20 protein-coding genes and 2 tRNA genes are annotated in these 20076 nt (G+C 38.5%); 20 read left to right on the forward strand and 2 right to left on the reverse strand.

Features of this window, described 5'->3' with window-relative positions:
• Window positions 1–72 precede the first annotated feature (72 nt).
• From AC3WJG_RS26160 to AC3WJG_RS26180, 5 genes are all read left to right on the forward strand, one after another.
• The gene (locus AC3WJG_RS26160; protein WP_013054875.1) at window positions 73–339 is read left to right on the forward strand and encodes an RNA-binding S4 domain-containing protein; all 267 of its coding nucleotides are present in this window, start codon (window positions 73–75) and stop codon (window positions 337–339) included.
• 99 nt (window positions 340–438) lie between these two features.
• A complete protein-coding gene (gene yabP / locus AC3WJG_RS26165) occupies window positions 439–744 on the forward strand; it encodes a sporulation protein YabP (RefSeq protein WP_013054876.1) in 306 nt (101 codons plus the stop codon).
• Complete coding sequence (gene yabQ / locus AC3WJG_RS26170) at window positions 741–1364, forward strand: spore cortex biosynthesis protein YabQ (RefSeq protein ID WP_050691224.1); 624 nt, start codon at window positions 741–743, stop codon at window positions 1362–1364. Before yabP ends, yabQ begins: the two co-directional genes overlap by 4 nt.
• 4 nt (window positions 1365–1368) lie before the next feature.
• A complete protein-coding gene (locus tag AC3WJG_RS26175) occupies window positions 1369–1740 on the forward strand; it encodes an FtsB family cell division protein (RefSeq protein WP_013054878.1) in 372 nt (123 codons plus the stop codon).
• 88 nt (window positions 1741–1828) lie between these two features.
• Complete coding sequence (locus AC3WJG_RS26180; RefSeq protein WP_013054879.1) at window positions 1829–2296, forward strand: S1 domain-containing RNA-binding protein; 468 nt, start codon at window positions 1829–1831, stop codon at window positions 2294–2296.
• A gap of 119 nt (window positions 2297–2415) precedes the next feature.
• Here the strand turns inward: AC3WJG_RS26180 and AC3WJG_RS26185 are convergent.
• Both AC3WJG_RS26185 and AC3WJG_RS26190 read right to left on the reverse strand, forming a co-directional pair.
• A tRNA-Glu gene (locus tag AC3WJG_RS26185) sits at window positions 2416–2487 on the reverse strand.
• 10 nt (window positions 2488–2497) lie between these two features.
• Window positions 2498–2571 (reverse strand) — tRNA-Met (locus AC3WJG_RS26190).
• Between the two features lie 312 nt (window positions 2572–2883).
• On the opposite strand from AC3WJG_RS26190, the gene spoIIE reads away from it, so the two are divergent.
• From spoIIE to lysS, 15 genes are all read left to right on the forward strand, one after another.
• Window positions 2884–5361, forward strand: coding sequence for a stage II sporulation protein E (gene spoIIE / locus AC3WJG_RS26195; protein ID WP_013054880.1), 2478 nt, complete (start codon window positions 2884–2886; stop codon window positions 5359–5361).
• Between the two features lie 71 nt (window positions 5362–5432).
• Entirely contained in the window at window positions 5433–6173 is a 741-nt protein-coding gene (locus AC3WJG_RS26200; protein ID WP_013054881.1) for a VWA domain-containing protein, read from the forward strand.
• Window positions 6142–7107 (forward strand): serine/threonine protein kinase PrkT, encoded by a 966-nt coding sequence (prkT, locus tag AC3WJG_RS26205; RefSeq protein WP_034654932.1) that lies wholly within the window; start codon window positions 6142–6144, stop codon window positions 7105–7107. Before AC3WJG_RS26200 ends, prkT begins: the two co-directional genes overlap by 32 nt.
• Window positions 7108–7203: 96 nt before the next feature.
• Window positions 7204–8580, forward strand: a complete 1377-nt coding sequence (tilS, locus tag AC3WJG_RS26210) for a tRNA lysidine(34) synthetase TilS (protein WP_050691228.1) — start codon at window positions 7204–7206, stop codon at window positions 8578–8580.
• Between the two features lie 27 nt (window positions 8581–8607).
• Window positions 8608–9147, forward strand: coding sequence for a hypoxanthine phosphoribosyltransferase (gene hpt / locus AC3WJG_RS26215; RefSeq protein ID WP_013054884.1), 540 nt, complete (start codon window positions 8608–8610; stop codon window positions 9145–9147).
• A gap of 93 nt (window positions 9148–9240) precedes the next feature.
• Window positions 9241–11151: an ATP-dependent zinc metalloprotease FtsH gene (ftsH, locus tag AC3WJG_RS26220; RefSeq protein WP_221841460.1), complete on the forward strand. Its 1911-nt coding sequence runs from the start codon at window positions 9241–9243 to the stop codon at window positions 11149–11151.
• Window positions 11152–11368: 217 nt separating this feature from the next.
• On the forward strand, window positions 11369–12136 hold the full coding sequence (locus tag AC3WJG_RS26225) for a type III pantothenate kinase (RefSeq protein WP_013054886.1): 768 nt from the start codon (window positions 11369–11371) through the stop codon (window positions 12134–12136).
• A 12-nt stretch (window positions 12137–12148) separates the two neighbouring features.
• Window positions 12149–13027: an Hsp33 family molecular chaperone HslO gene (hslO, locus tag AC3WJG_RS26230; RefSeq protein ID WP_221841461.1), complete on the forward strand. Its 879-nt coding sequence runs from the start codon at window positions 12149–12151 to the stop codon at window positions 13025–13027.
• 201 nt (window positions 13028–13228) lie between these two features.
• Window positions 13229–14167: a cysteine synthase A gene (gene cysK / locus AC3WJG_RS26235; protein ID WP_060744935.1), complete on the forward strand. Its 939-nt coding sequence runs from the start codon at window positions 13229–13231 to the stop codon at window positions 14165–14167.
• Window positions 14168–14264: 97 nt separating this feature from the next.
• Window positions 14265–15680 (forward strand): aminodeoxychorismate synthase component I, encoded by a 1416-nt coding sequence (pabB, locus tag AC3WJG_RS26240; protein WP_028410341.1) that lies wholly within the window; start codon window positions 14265–14267, stop codon window positions 15678–15680.
• Between the two features lie 2 nt (window positions 15681–15682).
• Window positions 15683–16264 carry an aminodeoxychorismate/anthranilate synthase component II gene (gene pabA, locus AC3WJG_RS26245; RefSeq protein WP_013054890.1) on the forward strand — a complete coding sequence of 194 codons (582 nt, stop codon included), beginning with the start codon at window positions 15683–15685 and terminating at the stop codon, window positions 16262–16264.
• Between the two features lie 4 nt (window positions 16265–16268).
• Window positions 16269–17132 carry an aminodeoxychorismate lyase gene (gene pabC / locus AC3WJG_RS26250; RefSeq protein WP_098332948.1) on the forward strand — a complete coding sequence of 288 codons (864 nt, stop codon included), beginning with the start codon at window positions 16269–16271 and terminating at the stop codon, window positions 17130–17132.
• 21 nt (window positions 17133–17153) lie between these two features.
• Window positions 17154–17513 carry a dihydroneopterin aldolase gene (gene folB, locus AC3WJG_RS26255; protein WP_098250023.1) on the forward strand — a complete coding sequence of 120 codons (360 nt, stop codon included), beginning with the start codon at window positions 17154–17156 and terminating at the stop codon, window positions 17511–17513.
• Entirely contained in the window at window positions 17514–18059 is a 546-nt protein-coding gene (folK, locus tag AC3WJG_RS26260; protein WP_337134642.1) for a 2-amino-4-hydroxy-6-hydroxymethyldihydropteridine diphosphokinase, read from the forward strand.
• Between the two features lie 271 nt (window positions 18060–18330).
• Window positions 18331–19815: a lysine--tRNA ligase gene (gene lysS / locus AC3WJG_RS26265; RefSeq protein ID WP_013054894.1), complete on the forward strand. Its 1485-nt coding sequence runs from the start codon at window positions 18331–18333 to the stop codon at window positions 19813–19815.
• Window positions 19816–20076 lie beyond the last annotated feature (261 nt).

The following is a 20076-nucleotide window of genomic DNA, read 5'->3' on the forward strand; positions in this document are numbered from 1 at the left end:
GTTAGAAGAGTTAGATGAATTTTGGGAAGAAGCCAAAAAAACAGGTTTGTAAAACAGAAAGGTGAGGGAATTATGAGGTTAGATAAATTTTTAAAAGTATCACGTTTAATTAAGCGCCGTACATTAGCAAAAGAAGTATCAGACAAGGGCCGTATTACCATTAATGGTATCGTTGCAAAAGCAAGCACAAATGTGAAAGTAGGAGATGAATTAGCGATCACATTCGGCACGAAGAAAATTACCGTTAAAATAGAGGCTCTTCAAGAAGCAGCTAAAAAAGAAGAAGCAGCTAATTTGTACTCAATTGTCAAAGAAGAGCGTATTTCATCTGAAGTATAACTGATGAAGGCTTGTTCTAAATCACCTTTCTCATTCATATGTTTTAAACAACAGATAACAAGAGCGAATGCTCTTAATGAATGAGGTGGGGATGAAGATATGAGCCAATTTTACGAAACAAGCAATTCAAACAAAGACCATACTCCAAATCATGATTTAGTGATGAAGGGTCGGCGTCTCTTAGATATCACGGGTGTGAAGCAGGTAGAGAGCTTTGACAATGAGGAATTTTTACTTGAAACAGTGATGGGTTTCTTGTCAGTTAGAGGGCAAAATCTGCAAATGAAAAATTTAGACGTTGATCAAGGAATTGTATCGATAAAAGGAAAAATCTTTGATATAGTTTACTTAGATGAGAACCAATCGGAGAAGGCTAAAGGATTCTTTAGTAAGTTGTTTCGATGAGTTTAAACATTCAGCTCTATACAATGCTTGCGATGGTATCGATGGGAAGCGGTTTAGGTGCTTCTCTCGATACTTATCGTTACTTTGTTAATCGCTCTAAATCACGCCCATGGTTTGTATTTGTGAATGACGTATTGTTTTGGATGGTGCAAGCTCTTCTCATTTTTTATGTGTTGTTTTTAGTGAATGAAGGAGAACTGCGTTTGTATGCGTTTCTTGCTTTGTTTTGCGGTTTTGCCGCGTATCAAAGCTTATTTCAATCACTGTATTTAAAAGTATTAACATTTACTGTCTCGAGCGTATTAAGTTTATATCGAGGTGTTTTAACGCTTAGTAATATTTTTTTGGTCAAGCCTATCCGCTTCTTTATTCATATTCTACTTGTAGTCGCTTTAGGAATCTACCGAGCCGTTCATAAGCTGCTCGTATTCTGTCTAAAGCTTATTTACGTACCGACCAGGTGGGTTCTTTTCGTATTTTGGAGAATGATGCCTAAACCTGTAAAACGATTTTTACATATGGGTTTTCGGTATATAGAAGGAATTTACAATCGTGCAAAGAATATGATAATGAGAATCGTTGCATGGGTGAACACTTTAAAAAACAAGGGGGACGACTAATTCAATGAGTGCGGTACGAAAAAAAAAGGTCGCGAAGTTAAATACTGATTATAGCCATAAACAAGAGCAAATTAAACAAAATACAGATCGAAAGCGTATCGGTTTAATTAGGCGTTTGACTGTTTTTGGAGTGTTGGCCTTAATCATTGGTGGATTGATGGTATCAGCTTTAATTACGCAAACCTCAGCTATTGAGAACAAAAAAGCTGAGAAGGTGAAATTAGAACAGCAGCTGACAAAATTACAAAGCAAGCAAAAGCAGTTAAAAGGTGAAATCGTCAAGTTAAATGACGATGATTATATTAAAAAAATTGCCCGCAGAGATTATTTTTTATCAGAAGACGGGGAAATTATCTTTAATGTAAAAAAAGACTAAACATATGGTTCGTTGACAGTGTATTTTTGCTTTTTGTATAATATAATAAATTGATTTCTTTTATCATTTAAGGAGGAGCATTTTTTTTATGTCAATCGAAGTAGGCAGCAAGTTACAGGGAAAGGTAACAGGTATTACGAACTTTGGAGCTTTTGTTGAGTTACCAGGAGGTTCAACAGGCTTGGTTCATATCAGTGAAGTAGCTGATAATTACGTAAAGGACATTAACGACCATTTAAAAGTGGGCGACGAAGTTGAAGTCAAAGTAATTAACGTTGAGAAAGATGGTAAAATTGGTCTTTCAATTAAGAAAGCGGTAGACAAACCAGAACGTCCGGAAAGACCGGAGCGTCCTGCAAGAGCGCCACGCTCAGACCGTCCACGTGATTCACGCCCACAACGTAATAACAATCGTGGTGGCGGTAATGATTTCCGTACAAAAGAAACATTCGAACAAAAAATGAATCGTTTCTTAAAAGACAGTGAAGAACGTTTATCTTCCCTAAAACGCCATACCGAATCAAAACGCGGTGGACGCGGTGCAAAACGCGGTTAACTTGCTGCTTATATCAAATAGATAGCGAGTTTTTGGAAAGTACCTTTTATCTAAAAGGTGCTTTTTTATATGTAAAAAAGAGTAGAAAAAAAGCATGTACTGTTGTACATGCTTTTTGATGACCCGTACGGGATTCGAACCCGTGTTACCGCCGTGAAAGGGCGGTGTCTTAACCGCTTGACCAACGGGCCGTTATTCGAGTAGCGGCGGAGGGGATCGAACCCCCGACCTCACGGGTATGAACCGTACGCTCTAGCCAGCTGAGCTACACCGCCATTATACGTTCTCTAAAAGACATTTATAATAATATAAAAAAGCTGGGATATTGTCAATAACTTTTTTGTTATTTTTATAGACTATTATTTGCTTTTAAAAAAGAATGATGAGCATAGGCTTTCTCTGAGGCAAACAGTATCTCTGATATTTTTTAAATTGCCATGTAAGATTGTACATCTTTTTGTATAGTTTTCAATATAATACTAGAAAATAGTCGAACGATTATAGGTATTTTGCTAGTCCGTTTGACAAAATTTCACCTTTCGCCGCGATATAATAATGAATAAGTATAATTAGCGGGTGGTGGGAGAATGCAAAAGACGGAAAGAGATTTTGCAAGTCCAACAACAGAGGCGGTATTTAACCGAACTAGATTAGAAATGTCCCGTGTGTTTACAAAGGCGGGTATGAAAACGGAAAAGGTGTTATTTCAATGGGGATTGTTGCTGCTAGTCGTAGGTTTTTTATTAGGACGAGCGTTAATTTTAATGAAAATCATGCCATTTGCTTTGCCATTCTTTGCAGCTGTAATGGCTATAAAGAAAGAAAAAGCACCGTTAGCAAGTTTAGCCGTATTGGCAGGGGCATTTAGTGTTTCCATTCAAAATGGAGGTACCGTATTTGCTACACTATTTGTTTTCTTACTAATTCATCGATTTAGCGGCATACTGACAATGGATCCGTTAAAAAAGCTGCCGTTCACTGTATTTAGCGCGATGTTACTTACAAAACTAACTATTTTTTATGTGTTTACCAAGGAATTCACCATGTATGATTTTACATTTGTGGCAGTAGAAGCGGGGTTGAGCTTTATCTTAACAATGATTTTCTTACAAAGCGTGCCTTTAATTTCATACCGAAAGCGAAAACAATCATTAAAAACAGAAGAAGTGATCTCTCTTATTATTTTATTGGCATCTGTTATGACGGGGACAATAGGGTGGATGATTTACGGGCTTTCGGCTGAACATATATTATCTCGTTACTTAGTATTAGTTTTTGCGTTTGTATCTGGCCCTACGATAGGAGCTACGGTGGGGGTCGTAACCGGTTTAATTTTAAGCTTCGCCAATGTTTCTAGTTTGTACGAAATGAGTTTACTCGCTTTTTCCGGCTTGCTTGGAGGACTTTTAAAAGACGGTAAAAAGCTAGGGGCAGCTCTTGGGCTGGTTGTTGGTTCATTGCTAATTGGCCTATATGCTCAGGCAGATCAAGGGTTGACGACTAATTTGTATGAATCACTTACGGCCGTTGTCCTATTTTTATTAACCCCATCTTTTGTTTTGAAAAACTTAAGTAAACTAGTACCAGGGACATCTGAAAACATGCTTGAACAACAGCAGTACGTGCGCAAGATCCGAGACGTAACAGCGAATCGCGTAGAACAGTTCTCAAATGTTTTTCAAGCACTTTCCAAAAGCTTTACGCAAAATGGATTTTATGATGAAAAGCCAAGCGCGGATAAAGAAGTCGATTATTTCTTAAGCAGCGTTACCGAAAGAACGTGCCAATTTTGTTTTAAAAAAGAACAATGTTGGGCACAGCAGTTTGATACAACCTATGAATATATGAAGGAAATTATGCTTGAAGTTGATAATGGCACTCTTGAACAAAACCCAAGACTAATTCGAGAAATGGACAAACATTGTGTGAAATCGAAAAAAGTCATCGATGTGATTGAGCATGAACTTACGTATTTTAAAGCCAATCAGCACTTAAAAGCCCAAATTCAAGAAAGTAGAAGGATTGTAGCAGAACAGCTTCACGGTGTTTCTGAAGTCATGGGGAATTTTGCAAAAGAAATTAAGCGAGAGCGCGAAAATTTAAATGTACAAGAAGAACAGATTTTAGAAGCTCTTCGTAACTTTGGGATGGAAATCAATCAAATTGAAATTTATAGCTTAGAACCTGGAAATGTAGATATTGAAATGTGGGTGCCATATTGTCACGGAAGAGGAGAATGCGAGAAGATTATTGCGCCAATGCTTACAGATATTTTAGGTGAAAGTATTGTAGTAAAGAACGAAGAATGTGCTAAATATCCTCAAGGCTATTGCCACGTTTCGTTTGGCTGTACAAAAGCGTACGTTGTTGATACAGGCGTAGCACATGCTGCTAAAGGCGGAGGGTTTGTATCCGGTGACAGCTACTCCATGATTGAGCTAAACGCCGGTAAGTATGCACTAGCTATTAGCGATGGTATGGGGAATGGAGAGCGTGCCCACTATGAAAGCAGCGAAACGCTTCAGCTGTTAAAACAAATTTTACAAACAGGAATAGAAGAGACAATTGCAATTAAATCGATTAACTCTATTTTATCGCTGCGTACAAACGATGAGATCTTTTCTACGTTAGATTTAGCGATGATCGACTTACAAGATGCTAATGTAAACTTCTTGAAAATCGGTTCTACGCCAAGCTTCATCAAACGTGGAGATAAGGTGATTAAAATACAGGCAAGCAATTTGCCGATGGGCATTATTGAAGAATTTGAAGTGGATGTTGTGAATGAACAAATGAAGGCCGAAGACTTATTAATTATGATGAGTGACGGTGTATTTGAAGGACCAAAACACGTTGAGAACTACGAAATGTGGATGAAGCGAAAAATTGGAGAGCTTCAAACAAACGATCCACAAGAAATTGCAGACTTAATTATGGAAGAAGTTATTCGAACAAAATCAGGTTTAATTGAAGATGATATGACGGTAGTTGTGGCAAAACTTCAGCACAATACTCCGAAATGGTCATCGATCCCTTCTTACGCTTATCGTAAAAAAGCACAATAGTTAGATAGAAGTATATTTTATCTCCTCCTCGTCTATCATGTTAATACTGATAATGAGGAGGGGATTTTTTTATGAAAAAAGGTACATTGAAACAGATGTTGGTCATTACGGACGGTGGTTCGAATACAGGTGAAGATCCGGTAGCAATGGCAGCACTAGCTAAAGAACAAGGGATTAGTGTAAACGTTATTGGTGTGATGGAAGAGGACACAATTGATGAGCAAAGCACGAATGAAATAGAAGGCATTGCCATGTCAGGCGGTGGCGTGAGTCAAATTGTTTACGTAAAACAGCTTTCTCAAACTGTTCAAATGGTTACAAGGCAGGCAATGACGCAAACACTTCAAGGCGTTGTAAATAAAGAACTTCAGCAAATTCTAGGTTCATCTAATTCAAGATTAGAAGAGTTATCTCCTGAGAAGCGAGGAGAAATCATGGAAGTTGTTGATGAACTTGGGGAAACGGTTGACTTAGAGATTCTTATTTTAGTTGACATGAGCGGAAGTATGAAAAATAAGCTTCCTACTGTAAAGGAGTCGCTGTTAGATTTATCGTTAAGCTTGAATGCTCGCATGGGGCATAATCAATTTTCAATCTTTTTATTTCCTGGGAAAAAGAAAGATGTAGAGAAGCTAATGGACTGGAATCCAAGATTAGAGTCGCTTTCAACGATTTTTCCGAAACTAACAGCAGGAGGTATTACGCCTACTGGACCGGCTATCAAAGAGGCTACTCATTATTTCACCAAAAAGCGCTCATTGAGAGGGTTGTTAAAAAATAATGAACAATACATTGAAGAATCAGGTATGTAACCTATCTCCGGGAACAGAAATTCAAGGAAAATGGCATCACGTCCATTATAAAATTCTTGAGAAATTAGGCGTGGGGGCAACTGGAGTTGTCTATTTAGTCCAATTAGTAAACGGAACGCTAGCAGCGTTAAAAATAAGCTTTTCCAACATGTCCGTTACAGCAGAAGTGAATGTATTAAAAAAGCTCTCTCAAGTCAAAGACAAAGTACTAGGACCGCGCTTACTTGATGTAGATGATTGGAGCTATGGTTCTCACGCTCTTTCTTTTTATGTAATGGAGTATGTGAAAGGGCAGCCTCTCCTTTCCTTTATCTCCACAAGAGGGACGGAATGGCTACAAGTATTTGCAAGTCAGCTCTTAACAGACTTAGAAAACCTTCATGAAGAAGGGTGGGTATTTGGTGATTTAAAACCAGAAAACCTGGTCGTAACATCTAACCCCGTAAAAGTTCGATGGATTGACGTCGGAGGAACAACTCTGCAAGGGCGGTCAATAAAAGAGTTTACCGACTTTTATGATCGAGCGCACTGGGGGCTTGGCTCCCGAAAAGCAGAACCAACCTATGATTTGTTTGCTGTATCTATGGTTTTGATTCACGCAGCTTATGGAAAGCGAATTAATAAAACGGACAAACCGGCTGAACAATTAAAACAATTTATATTAACAACAAAGCAGTTGGAACCTTTCGGGGACGTTTTGTATCAAGCGGTTACGGGAAAGTATAAGTCAGCTAAAGAAATGAAAACAGAGGTGTTATCGGTCGAAAAAAGAAGAGGGGCAAAAAGTAAAGGAACAAAGCCTCAAAACGTTCGTCAACCGTCTGCCCCTCGTGTTAAAGTAAAGAAGAAGCGTTCTCACGTGTTAGAGACGCTACTACTTTGTACGTCTGTAATGTTGATTTATATTTTGTATCTATTTATTCAAGTGCTATAAAGTTTGGAGAAATTGTGAAACTTTCCTTATAGTCATTCGTATAAAGTAAATTAATGATACATTATTGCGTGTACATTATAAGGATGAGTCATTCCTATGGAAAAGCAAGTGAACAATTTTATGACAAAACATCAGTTATTATCCGCAGGCTCTACAGTGGTTGTAGGTATTTCTGGTGGTCCTGATTCTTTAGCACTGCTGCATTTCTTATGGAGTTTGAAAGAGCAAAAATCTCTCACGATTATTGCTGCTCATGTTGATCATATGTTCCGGGGCAAAGAGTCACAGCAAGATATGGAATATGTGCAGAACTACTGCAAACAATTGAATATTAAATGTGAAGCGAAGCAGATTGATGTTACTGCCTATCAGAAGGAAAGAAAGTTATCTTCTCAAGTAGCAGCCAGAGAATGCCGCTATACATTTTTTACTCATGTTATGAAGAAGCACAAAGCAAATCTTCTTGCATTAGGACATCACGGAGATGATCAGATTGAAACGATGTTAATGCGAATGGTTCGAGGCAGTACGATGAATGGATACGCAGGGATGCAGCCCAAGCGGCCATATGGGGATGGATTTATTATTAGGCCGTTCCTAGCCGTAACGAAAGAAGAAATCAATCGCTACTGTAAGCTACATGGGCTTACCCCTCGGGTTGACCCGAGTAATGAGAAAGATTCGTACACGAGAAATCGGTTTCGTCATTACGTTTTGCCATTTTTAAAGCAAGAAAACGCCGCTGTACATGAAAAATTTCAACAATTTAGCGAGAACTTGCATGAAGATCAAGCATACTTAGAGGAATTAACGACCGATGTGATGAATAAAGTAATGAGAAAGAAATTGCAAAATGAAATTCTCATTGATAGAGATTGTTTTCTAAGGATACGCAAGCCTTTACAAAGGCGTGGTATTCAACTAATATTAAACTATCTCTATAAAGAAATTCCTCCAACCCTTTCCTCAGCGCATGTTGACATGTTAGTAGGATTTTGTGAAAGTGAAAAACCGTCTGGTACGCTTGATTTTCCAAATGGTTTGCGCATTATCCGATCTTACAACGACTGTCTTTTCACCTTTAATGAGGGGAACATCGAGCCATATGAATTTATTGTTCCGATTCCAGGGGTCGTCGAGCTTCCAAATGGTCACCAGCTTATTTGTGAAATACATAATAAAGTCGAAGATATAAAAGGAAACGATGTTTTTCTTTTAGATGAAGCTCACGATTTACAATCATTAAAGGTAAGGACACGAAAAAATGGCGATAAAATGCGAGTAAAGGGCATGAAGGGACATAAAAAAGTAAAGGATATTTTTATCGATGAAAAAATCCCTTTACAATTCAGAGATCATTGGCCGGTAGTGGAAGATAGCCAAGGAACTATTTTGTGGCTACCTGGTTTGAAAAAATCTGCTTATGAACTGCATACACATAAGTCCAGATATGTTATTTTATACTATAAGTAGCGAAAACTTCTAGGAGGCAAGTAAGGAATGAAGCAGGATATTCAAGAAATTTTGATTTCAGAAGAAGAAATACAACAGAAAGTAAAAGAATTGGGTAAGCTATTATCTGAGGAATACGCTGACCGTTTTCCTTTGGTAATCGGTGTATTGAAAGGCGCTATGCCTTTTATGTCTGATCTAATTAAGCGTGTTGATACATATTTAGAAATGGATTTTATGGATGTATCAAGTTATGGCAATGCGATGGTTTCTTCTGGTGAAGTAAAAATCCTAAAAGATTTAGATACATCAGTTGAAGGTCGAGACATTCTTATCTTAGAGGATATTATCGACAGCGGCTTAACGCTTAGCTACCTTGTAGAGTTATTCAAGTACCGTAAAGCTAAGTCAATTAAGATTGTCACACTCTTAGACAAACCAACAGGTCGTAAAGCATCTATTAAAGCAGATTACGTTGGATTTGAAGTACCTGATGCATTCGTAGTAGGGTATGGATTAGATTATCAAGAGAAATATCGTAACCTGCCGTATATTGGGGTTCTTAAACCGCAAGTATACAGCAATTAATAAGCACATATCCAAGTGCAATTTATTGGATAGGATAAATGTTCTATGTTAGTATTGAATACAGTATTTGTTTATCGTGGGAGGAGGTAAGAAATGAATCGGATCTTCCGTAATACCATCTTTTATTTACTTATATTTTTAGTCATTATTGGCGTGGTAAGCTTCTTTAGTGGCTCTAATCAAAAAGCAGAACCAATGAGATACGATACATTTGTTCAACACTTAGACAAAGGTGATGTGAAATCACTCTCTATGAAGCCTGAAAGAGGCGTGTATGTTGTGCAAGGGAAGTTAGATTCTTATAAAAAGGATCAAACGTTCCAAACTTACATCGTAGATGGTGACAAAGCACTTGATCGTATTGACGCTGCTTCCGAAAATAATCAAGTAGAAGTTGATTTTAAACCTGCTGATGAAACAAGCGGCTGGGTAACGTTCTTTACGTCAATCATTCCGTTTGTTATTATTTTCATCCTATTCTTCTTCTTACTGAACCAAGCTCAAGGTGGCGGAAGCCGCGTTATGAACTTCGGTAAAAGTAAGGCTAAGCTTTACAGTGAAGAAAAGAAAAAGGTTAAATTTAAAGACGTAGCTGGTGCAGACGAAGAAAAGCAAGAACTTGTGGAAGTTGTTGAGTTCTTAAAAGATCCTCGTAAGTTCGCAGAGCTAGGTGCAAGAATTCCGAAGGGTGTCTTACTTGTGGGACCTCCTGGTACTGGTAAAACATTATTAGCAAGAGCTGTTGCTGGTGAAGCAGGCGTTCCTTTCTTCTCTATCAGTGGTTCAGACTTTGTTGAAATGTTTGTTGGGGTCGGTGCTTCTCGTGTTCGTGATTTATTCGAAAATGCGAAGAAGAATGCTCCATGTATTATCTTTATTGATGAAATCGATGCTGTAGGTCGTCAACGTGGCGCAGGTCTTGGTGGCGGACACGATGAGCGTGAACAAACATTGAACCAATTGCTTGTTGAGATGGATGGTTTTGGCGCTAACGAAGGTATCATTATCATTGCAGCAACAAACCGCCCGGATATTTTAGATCCAGCGTTATTACGTCCAGGCCGCTTCGACCGTCAAATTACGGTAGATCGTCCAGATGTAAATGGCCGTGAAGCAGTGCTTAAAGTACATGCTCGCAATAAGCCTTTAGATGAATCAGTAAACTTAAAAGCAATTGCTATGCGTACGCCAGGTTTCTCAGGTGCAGATCTCGAAAACTTGTTAAACGAAGCTGCCTTAGTAGCTGCTAGACAGGACAAAAAGAAAATTGAAATGGTTGACATTGACGAAGCAACAGACCGCGTAATTGCAGGTCCAGCTAAGAAAAGTCGAGTTATTTCTAAAAAAGAACGCAATATTGTTGCTTATCATGAAGCAGGACATACAATTATCGGTGTCGTATTAGACGAAGCTGATATGGTACATAAAGTAACCATTGTTCCACGTGGGCAAGCTGGTGGATATGCTGTTATGTTACCAAAAGAAGATCGCTACTTTATGACGAAGCCAGAGCTGCTGGATAAAATCGTTGGATTGCTTGGTGGTCGCGTAGCTGAGGAAATTATTTTCGGCGAAGTGAGTACAGGTGCTCACAATGACTTCCAGCGTGCAACAAGCATCGCTCGTAAAATGGTAACAGAATACGGTATGAGTGAAAAGTTAGGACCAATGCAATTTGGTCAATCACAACAAGGCCAAGTATTCTTAGGTCGTGATTTACACAGTGAACAAAACTACAGTGATGCGATTGCTCATGAAATTGATAATGAAATTCAACGTTTCATTAAAGAAAGCTATGAGCGTGCGAAGCAGATCTTAACGGAAAATCGTGACAAATTAGAGCTTGTAGCTCAAACATTGTTAGAAGTAGAAACGTTAGACGCTGAGCAAATCAACCACTTAGTAGATCATGGAACTCTTCCAGACCGTTCTAGTCACGTAACAGATGAAGATGTTAAAGTAAACATCCAAACAAAGACAGACGATGATGAGCCAAAAGCATAAGGAAATAAAAATCAGTGGAGATATTCTCCACTGATTTTTTTATGGGCAAAAGTTAGGTTGGGTAGAAGGTTTTCATATATATGGTGGATAAGTAGGATATCCACTAGAGAATCGTGTCATTATATTCCTATTTTATCTAGAATATACACGTCTATTTACCAGTTATGGTATGATGGTTTCAGTGTGAATACTGAATTTATATAAAGTGGTGATTGAAATGATTTTTGTATTAGATGTTGGAAATACGAATACGGTATTAGGTGTATACGATGGAGATGAATTAAAGTATCACTGGCGTGTAGAAACAAGCCGTAATAAAACAGAAGACGAGTATGGCATGACAATCAAAGCCTTGCTTGAGCACGTTAGTTTATCTTTTAAAGATATTCATGGTATTATTATTTCCTCTGTTGTTCCTCCTATTATGTTTGCATTGGAGAGAATGTGTCAAAAGTATTTTCATTTAAAGCCGCTTGTTGTTGGTCCTGGAATTAAGACGGGTTTAAATATTAAATATGAAAATCCGCGTGAAGTGGGAGCAGACCGTATTGTAAATGCTGTTGCTGGAATTCAGCTGTACGGAAGCCCTTTAATTATCGTTGATTTTGGTACCGCAACCACATATTGCTATATTGATGAAAATAAGCAATATATGGGTGGTGCGATTGCCCCTGGTATTAATATTTCGACAGAAGCTCTTTATTCAAGAGCATCTAAGCTTCCGCGAATTGAAATTGCGCGACCAAATAGCATTGTGGGAAAAAATACAGTATCTGCGATGCAAGCAGGTATTTTATATGGATACGTTGGACAAGTAGAAGGAATTGTAGCAAGAATGAAAGAGCAAGCAACAGTAAATCCTAAAGTTATTGCTACTGGAGGACTCGCAACATTGATTGCTAAAGAGTCGGATATTATTGATATTGTGGATCCATTTTTGACTTTAAAAGGATTGCAAATAATCTATACAAAAAATATGGAGTAAGAGGTGTATATTATGGGTGACTATTTAGTAAAAGCACTAGCTTACAATAGTCAAGTTCGCGCTTATGCAGTAAAAACAACGGATACAGTTGGAGAAGCGCAGCGCCGTCACTATACATGGCCTACAGCCTCTGCAGCATTGGGACGTTCAATGACTGCGGGAGTCATGATGGGGGCTATGCTAAAGGGTGAGCAAAAGCTAACAATTAAAATTGAAGGCCGCGGCCCAATTGGCGTTATTTTAGTAGACAGCAATGCTAAAGGGGAAGTGCGTGGATATGTAACGAATCCACAAACGCACTTCGATTTAAATCAGCATGGAAAATTAGATGTAGCACGTGCTGTAGGTACAGATGGAACGCTGAGTGTCGTAAAAGATATCGGAATGCGTGATCAATTTAACGGACAAGTACCTATTGTATCGGGAGAATTAGGAGAAGATTTCACGTATTATTTTGTGACATCTGAACAAGTCCCATCTTCAGTAGGTGTAGGAGTACTTGTTAACCCTGATAACACGATCTTAGCTGCGGGCGGATTTATCATTCAGCTTCTGCCAGGAACAGATGATGAAACGATTACAGCTATTGAACAACGCTTACAGACGATTGAGCCAATTTCAAAACTGATTCAAAAAGGTCTTTCTCCTGAGGAAATCTTAGAAGAAGTTCTTGGAAAAGAAAATGTAAAATTTCTGGAGACAATGCCTGTAGAGTTCAAATGTCAGTGCTCAGAAGAAAGAATTGCCAATGCTATTATCAGCTTAGGACAAGAAGAGATTCAATCAATGATTGAGGAAGATGGCCAAGCTGAAGCCCAGTGTCATTTCTGTAATGAGACCTATCGTTTTGATAAAAAGCAGCTTGAAGAAATGAAAGAACAAGCAATTTAAATGAAATAAAAGATTCTTAAAAGGCGTCATTTTATAAATGAGCGCCTTTTTTTATAGATATTAAGTTCTATTTCTGTATATATTGATCTAAAAATATAACAAAATTAGGTAAATAGAAAGACAAAATGATTGACAATTTAGAAAACATCTGATAAATTGTATACAAAATCAATAAAATTAGTTGGTATTAGGAGTGGTCATATGGCACGTATTGCAAATTCAATTACAGAGTTAATTGGTCAAACACCAATCGTAAAACTAAACCGTCTAGTTGAAGAAGATATGGCGGATGTATATTTAAAATTAGAATTTATGAACCCGGGAAGCAGCGTAAAAGATCGTATCGCATTAGCGATGATTGAAGACGCGGAAGCAAAAGGTGTGTTAAAACCTGGCGACACAATCATTGAACCAACAAGTGGTAACACAGGAATTGGCTTAGCAATGGTAGCTGCAGCAAAAGGATACCGTGCTATTTTAACAATGCCTGAAACGATGAGTATTGAGCGTCGTAATCTGCTTCGTGCGTACGGTGCAGAGTTAGTGTTAACACCAGGCCCAGAAGGAATGAAAGGGGCGGTTAATAAAGCAACTGAGCTTGCAAAAGAGCATGGCTACTTTATTCCTCAACAGTTCCAAAACGAGGCGAACCCAGAAGTACACCGTCAAACAACGGCTAAAGAAATTATCGAGCAGTTTGGCGATCAGTTAGATGGATTTGTGGCAGGTATCGGTACTGGCGGTACTATTACAGGTGCTGGTGAAGTATTAAAAGAAAAGTACCCAAATATCAAAATTTATGCGGTAGAGCCAGCTGATTCTCCGATTTTAAGCGGTGGTCAACCAGGACCTCATAAAATTCAAGGAATTGGTGCAAACTTTGTTCCGGATACGCTTAACACGGAAGTATATGACGAAGTTGTCGCTGTTCAAAACGACCAAGCTTTTGATTATGCCCGTAAAGTAGCAAAAACAGAAGGTGTACTAGTAGGTATCTCTTCTGGGGCTGCGATTTATGCTGCGTTAAAGGCTGCAAAACAGCTTGGAAAAGGTAAAAAAGTGTTAGCGATTATTCCAAGTAACGGTGAGCGTTACTTAAGTACTCCGTTGTTCCAATTCGAGGAACAAACACAAGCATAAAAACGATAAAAAAACAGCTTCTATATGAAGCTGTTTTTTTTCATCTGAGAATCATGTAAAATGAAAGCAGGTGATTTATTTTTAGGAGAGTGAACAAATGCAGCAAAGAATGACTTGGGGCGAATCTATTTCTATCTCTAAAAACCAATGGTTCAAAAAATATCAAGAGTTGTCAAAAGAGGAACCGAATCATATCCTGCTTGAAAGCGGTCGAGGCGGAAAGTTTCAAATGATGGGATTAAAACCTGTAGCCATTTTGCGAGGCGAACAAAACGAGCTTCATATCAAAACGGATGGCCAAGCTACTGTTCAAAAAGGTAATCCGCTTCATCTTATGCGAGACTGGGTGAAGAAGTTTGAAGCAGAGGTGAATCCAGATCTTCCTCCTTTTCAAGGTGGAGCAATTGGCTTTATTAGCTATGATTATATCCGCTATGTAGAAACCATACCTGATCTTGCTGAAGATTCATTGAAAACGCCGGACGTTCATTTCCTTATTTTCGATGACGTATTTGTATACGATCAAGAAAAGGAAAAGCTCTGGATTATCGTTAATGACGAAGCAGATTGTAAAGAGAAGGCACATAAGCGTATTGATCAATACAAAAAGGACTGGATGGAGGCAAGTACTGAAGGACTCTCATATGAGTGGATTCATCGTGTTGCCGAAAAGAGTGAGGTTTCGATGTCTGAAGCTGCTTTTTCAGATGCTACAACTCGCGTACATGAGTACATCGGGCAAGGCGATGTGTTTCAAGTGAACTTATCTGTTCGACAGTCTCAACAGCTTCAAACTCATCCTATGCATATCTACGAACAGGTACGAAAAATCAACCCGTCTCCTTACATGTCTTATATGCAGACAGAAGAATTTCACATTGTGAGCTGTTCACCAGAACTATTAGTGAAAAAAGCCGGTGATGAAATCAGTACGAGACCGATTGCGGGAACGCGCTCTCGAGGTAAGGATGATCAAGAAGACCAACAGTTAGCGGATGAGCTTATTCATAACGAAAAAGAGCGTGCGGAGCACGTGATGCTTGTTGACTTGGAGCGTAATGATCTTGGTAGAGTAAGCGAATATGGTACCGTGCATGTTGACGAGTTTATGGTTATTGAAAAATATTCACATGTCATGCATATTGTGTCTAATGTAAAAGGCAAGCTCGCGCGCAACAAAGATTTTGTAGATATCGTAGATGCGGTTTTTCCTGGAGGAACGATTACTGGAGCACCTAAAGTTCGTACAATGGAAATCATTGAAGAACTTGAGCCAGTTCGACGAGGAATTTATACAGGATCGATTGGTTGGATTGGGTTTAATGGAGATATGGAATTAAATATTGCGATTCGCACTATGATTATTCAAGACGGCCAAGCTTATGTGCAGGCTGGTGCGGGTGTTGTGATTGATTCAAATCCGAAACACGAATACAAAGAATCACTGAAAAAAGCAATTGCACTATGGAAAGCAAAAGAGCAGAGCGAAAATGAGCTGAGTGAGGGTGAGTAAAGATGATATTAATGATTGATAATTATGATTCTTTTACGTTTAATTTAGTACAGTATTTAGGTGAGCTAGGGCATGAGCTTCTTGTAAAAAGAAATGATGAAATTACACTTTCTGAAATTGAAGTGCTAAATCCAGATTTCTTGATGATCTCCCCGGGACCTTGTAGTCCTAACGAAGCGGGAATCAGTCTAGAAGCCATCGAGTATTTTGCAGGTAAGATTCCAATATTCGGCGTATGCTTAGGGCATCAGTCGATTGGGCAAGCTTTTGGAGGGAATGTGATTCGTGCGGATAAATTAATGCACGGTAAAACATCTGAAATGCATCATGATGGCCGTACTATCTTTAAAGGTCTTGATAATCCGTTCACGGCAACGCGATATCATTCTTTGATTGTAGAAAAAAGTTCACTGCCGGATTGCTTTGAGATTTCAGCGTGGACAGCAGAAGATGAAATTATGGCGATTCGCCATAAATCATTACCTATTGAAGGAGTACAGTTCCATCCTGAATCTATCATGACTTCTTACGGTAAAGAAATGCTGAAGAATTTTATTGAAACTTACGAAAAAAAGCGAGTGTAATGATATGTATATATACGTAAATGGCGAAGTAAAGCCTGCATCTGAAGCCACTATTTCTCCGTTTGATCACGGATATATGTATGGCCTAGGGCTGTTTGAAACGCTACGAGTTTATGAAGGTCATCCATTTTTAGTGGAAGACCATCTGGATCGACTGCGTAGCAGCTTACGTGAATTAAATATTGTATGGGACTACTCTACACAGGACGTGTTGGGAATCATTAATAGTCTGTTAATGAAAAACAATGAGAAAAATGCGTATGTTCGATTAAATGTCTCAGCAGGAAATGGCGGAATTGGCTTGCAGGTGGAAGAATACGACAAGCCATCTACAATCGTATATATGAAATCAATGCCTTATCCATCGAGCCCCCTTGTAAAAGAGGGGCTTATTCTTGAGACGAAACGAAATACGCCTGAAGGAACCATGAGGTTAAAGTCTCATCATTATTTAAACAATGTATTAGCTAAGCGAGAAGTTGGTTCAGACTTAAATAAAGAGGGTATCTTTTTAACAAAAGAAGGGTTCTTAGCCGAAGGCATTGTGTCAAATTTATTTTTTGTAAAAGATGATTGTGTATATACGCCGTCTCTTGAAACAGGTATTTTAAATGGAATTACGAGACAGTTTATCTTTACGCTTTTACAAAAGAAAAACATAGAGGTTGTAGAAGGCTTATTTACAGTAGAACAGCTCTTGGAGGGTGATGAAGCTTTCGTTACAAATTCCATTCAAGAAATCGTACCTCTTCGAAGTGTAAAGAATAAGCAGTTTTCAGTAGGAGACCATACGTTGACAGCTCAGTTGCAAAAAGAGTATCGCTCTTACACGATGTCGCTAATGAGTCGACACGAGCTACATGTATAAAAGCGAAAGGAGAGGCTAAAGATGGATAAAATTTATGTGAATGATATGCGTTTCTATGGATATCATGGCGTATTTCCAGAAGAAAATAAACTAGGGCAGCGTTTTCACGTGGATTTATCTGTAGAACTGGATTTAAAACAAGCTGGTACTACGGACAATTTAGAATACTCCGTGAGCTATGCAGATTTATACCAAACATGCCAGGAAGTTGTAGAGAAGCGCACGTTCAAGTTAGTTGAAACGGTGGCCGAAACGATTGCATCTGAATTGCTTGCTAATTATGAACTCGTGCAGGCGTGTACAGTAAAGGTATATAAGCCCGATCCGCCAATTCCCGGTTATTATCAATCGGTAGCTATTGAAATTAAAAGGAGCCGTTGAATGACAACAGAAGCATATATTGCATTAGGATCAAATATTGAAAATCGAATGGAACATTTGAAGTCAGGAGTTACTGGCTTGATGGAACACTCTGAGATTAAGGTAGTGGCTGTTTCATCTGTTTATGAAACGGCCCCGGTCGGGTATACGAATCAAGCAAGCTTTTTAAACATGGTAGTAAAAATACAAACAGTGTATTCGTCAGAGCACCTTTTAGATTGTTTGCAAGCCATTGAACAAACGGCAGGCCGAAAAAGAGAGATTGTATGGGGACCTAGAACCCTTGATTTAGATATCTTACTTTATAGTAATGAAATCATTCATACGGACAGACTGAGCGTCCCTCATCCCCGAATGTTTGAACGAGCGTTTGTGATGGTTCCTCTAAACGAACTAGCTCCATCTCTTATTCTCCCTGTAGCAGAAGAAAAAGTTGAAACCATCACAACACGTTTATCAGATTTGAAAGATGTAAAATTATTTCGAGAGCAAACAACGGGTATACTAGATATGTTCGAAAATAATCGTAATGATTTACATAAGTGAAAATGAATCTTATTAGTTGATTCATTTTTATATTGGCGTAAAGTAGAGTTCTGAGTAAAACTTTGAGGTTTGGTTTCGCAGGTTGTTGGTTTATTCGGTAGCTTGTTAGAGAAATCGAAGAAAAAGAGAAGCGAAGCAAGAATAAAGCGATTTGACATAGAGAAACGACTGAACCTATAATAATTTTAAAGAAACGTAGTAGTTGCCAGTAAACATGCTGGCCTTTTTTCTGTTTCGGAAAACTTAATTATACGATGGAGATGAGTAAACGATGAGTCATGAAGAATTAAATGATCAATTTCTCGTTCGTCGCGAAAAAATGAGCAACCTACGAGATCAAGGTATTGATCCGTTTGGTCAACGTTTTGAACGTACACATACATCACAGCAATTAATTAGTGAGTATGACGAGTTAACAAAAGAACAGTTAGAAGAAAATGAAGTGCCTGTGTCACTAGCTGGTCGTATTATGACAAAGCGTGGAAAAGGAAAAGCAGGTTTCGCTCACGTTCAAGATTTAACAGGACAAATTCAGCTTTATGTACGTAAAGATGCAATTGGCGAAGAACAGTATGAAATCTTCAGCAGCGTAGATATTGGTGACTTGGTAGGGGTTGAAGGTGTTTTATTCAAAACAAAAGTTGGCGAACTTTCTATCAAAGTAAAAGATTTTACGTTACTAACAAAAGCGCTTCGTCCACTTCCAGATAAATATCATGGCTTAAAAGATATTGAACAGCGCTACCGTCAACGTTACTTAGATTTAATTACAAACCCAGAAAGTAAACAAACATTTATCTCAAGAAGCCGCATTATTCAATCGATGCGCCGTTACTTAGATAATCATGGATATTTAGAAGTTGAAACACCGATGATGCATTCAATCGCAGGTGGAGCAGCAGCTCGTCCGTTTGTGACACACCACAATGCGCTTGATATGGAACTTTATATGCGTATTGCGATTGAACTTCATTTAAAACGTTTAATCGTAGGTGGATTAGAAAAAGTATATGAAATTGGCCGTGTATTCCGTAATGAAGGTGTATCTACACGTCACAATCCTGAATTTACAATGATCGAATTGTACGAAGCGTATGCGGACTACAAAGATATCATGGCTTTAACAGAGAACTTAATTGCACACATTGCGCAAGAAGTACTTGGCACAACAAAGATTCAGTATGGCGATCAAGAGGTAGATTTAACTCCAGAATGGACAAGACTTCATATGGTCGATGCTATTAAACAATATACGGGCGTAGACTTCTGGGGAGAAACATCTGTTGAAGAAGCTCGTGCTTTGGCGAAAGAACACGGGGTAGAAATCACTGAACATATGCAATATGGACATATTGTAAATGAATTCTTTGAACAAAAAGTAGAAGAGCAGTTAATTCAACCAACGTTCATTTACGGACATCCTGTAGAAATCTCTCCATTGGCTAAGAAAAATGCGGAAGATCCGCGCTTTACTGACCGTTTTGAGCTGTTTATCGTTGCACGTGAACACGCGAACGCATTTACAGAGCTAAATGATCCAATTGACCAACGTGAGCGCTTTGAAGCTCAGTTGAAAGAGAAAGAACAAGGAAACGATGAAGCACATGAGATGGATGATGACTTCATTGAGGCATTAGAATATGGTATGCCACCTACAGGTGGTCTAGGAATCGGTATTGACCGCCTTGTTATGTTACTAACAAATGCACCGTCAATCCGTGATGTACTATTATTCCCACATATGCGTCAACGCTAAAAAAGAGATGGCTACGGCCATCTTTTTTTAGTTAATAATATTAGAAAATTTAAACTTTTAATTTACCTCTTGTTTTTATGAAAACGATTTGGTATATTTATATCTGTTGCTAACGCAGACAAGCGAAAACAACAAAAAGAAATAAAAAAGTTGTTGACATTACGTTGATAACTTGATAAGATAGTAAAGTCGCTTAAGAGCGGCGGTTGAACTTTGAAAACTGAACAAAGCGACAAACGTCAACGTTAATTTTTATTTTTT

The organism is Priestia sp. FW507-14D1A (assembly GCF_058781295.1).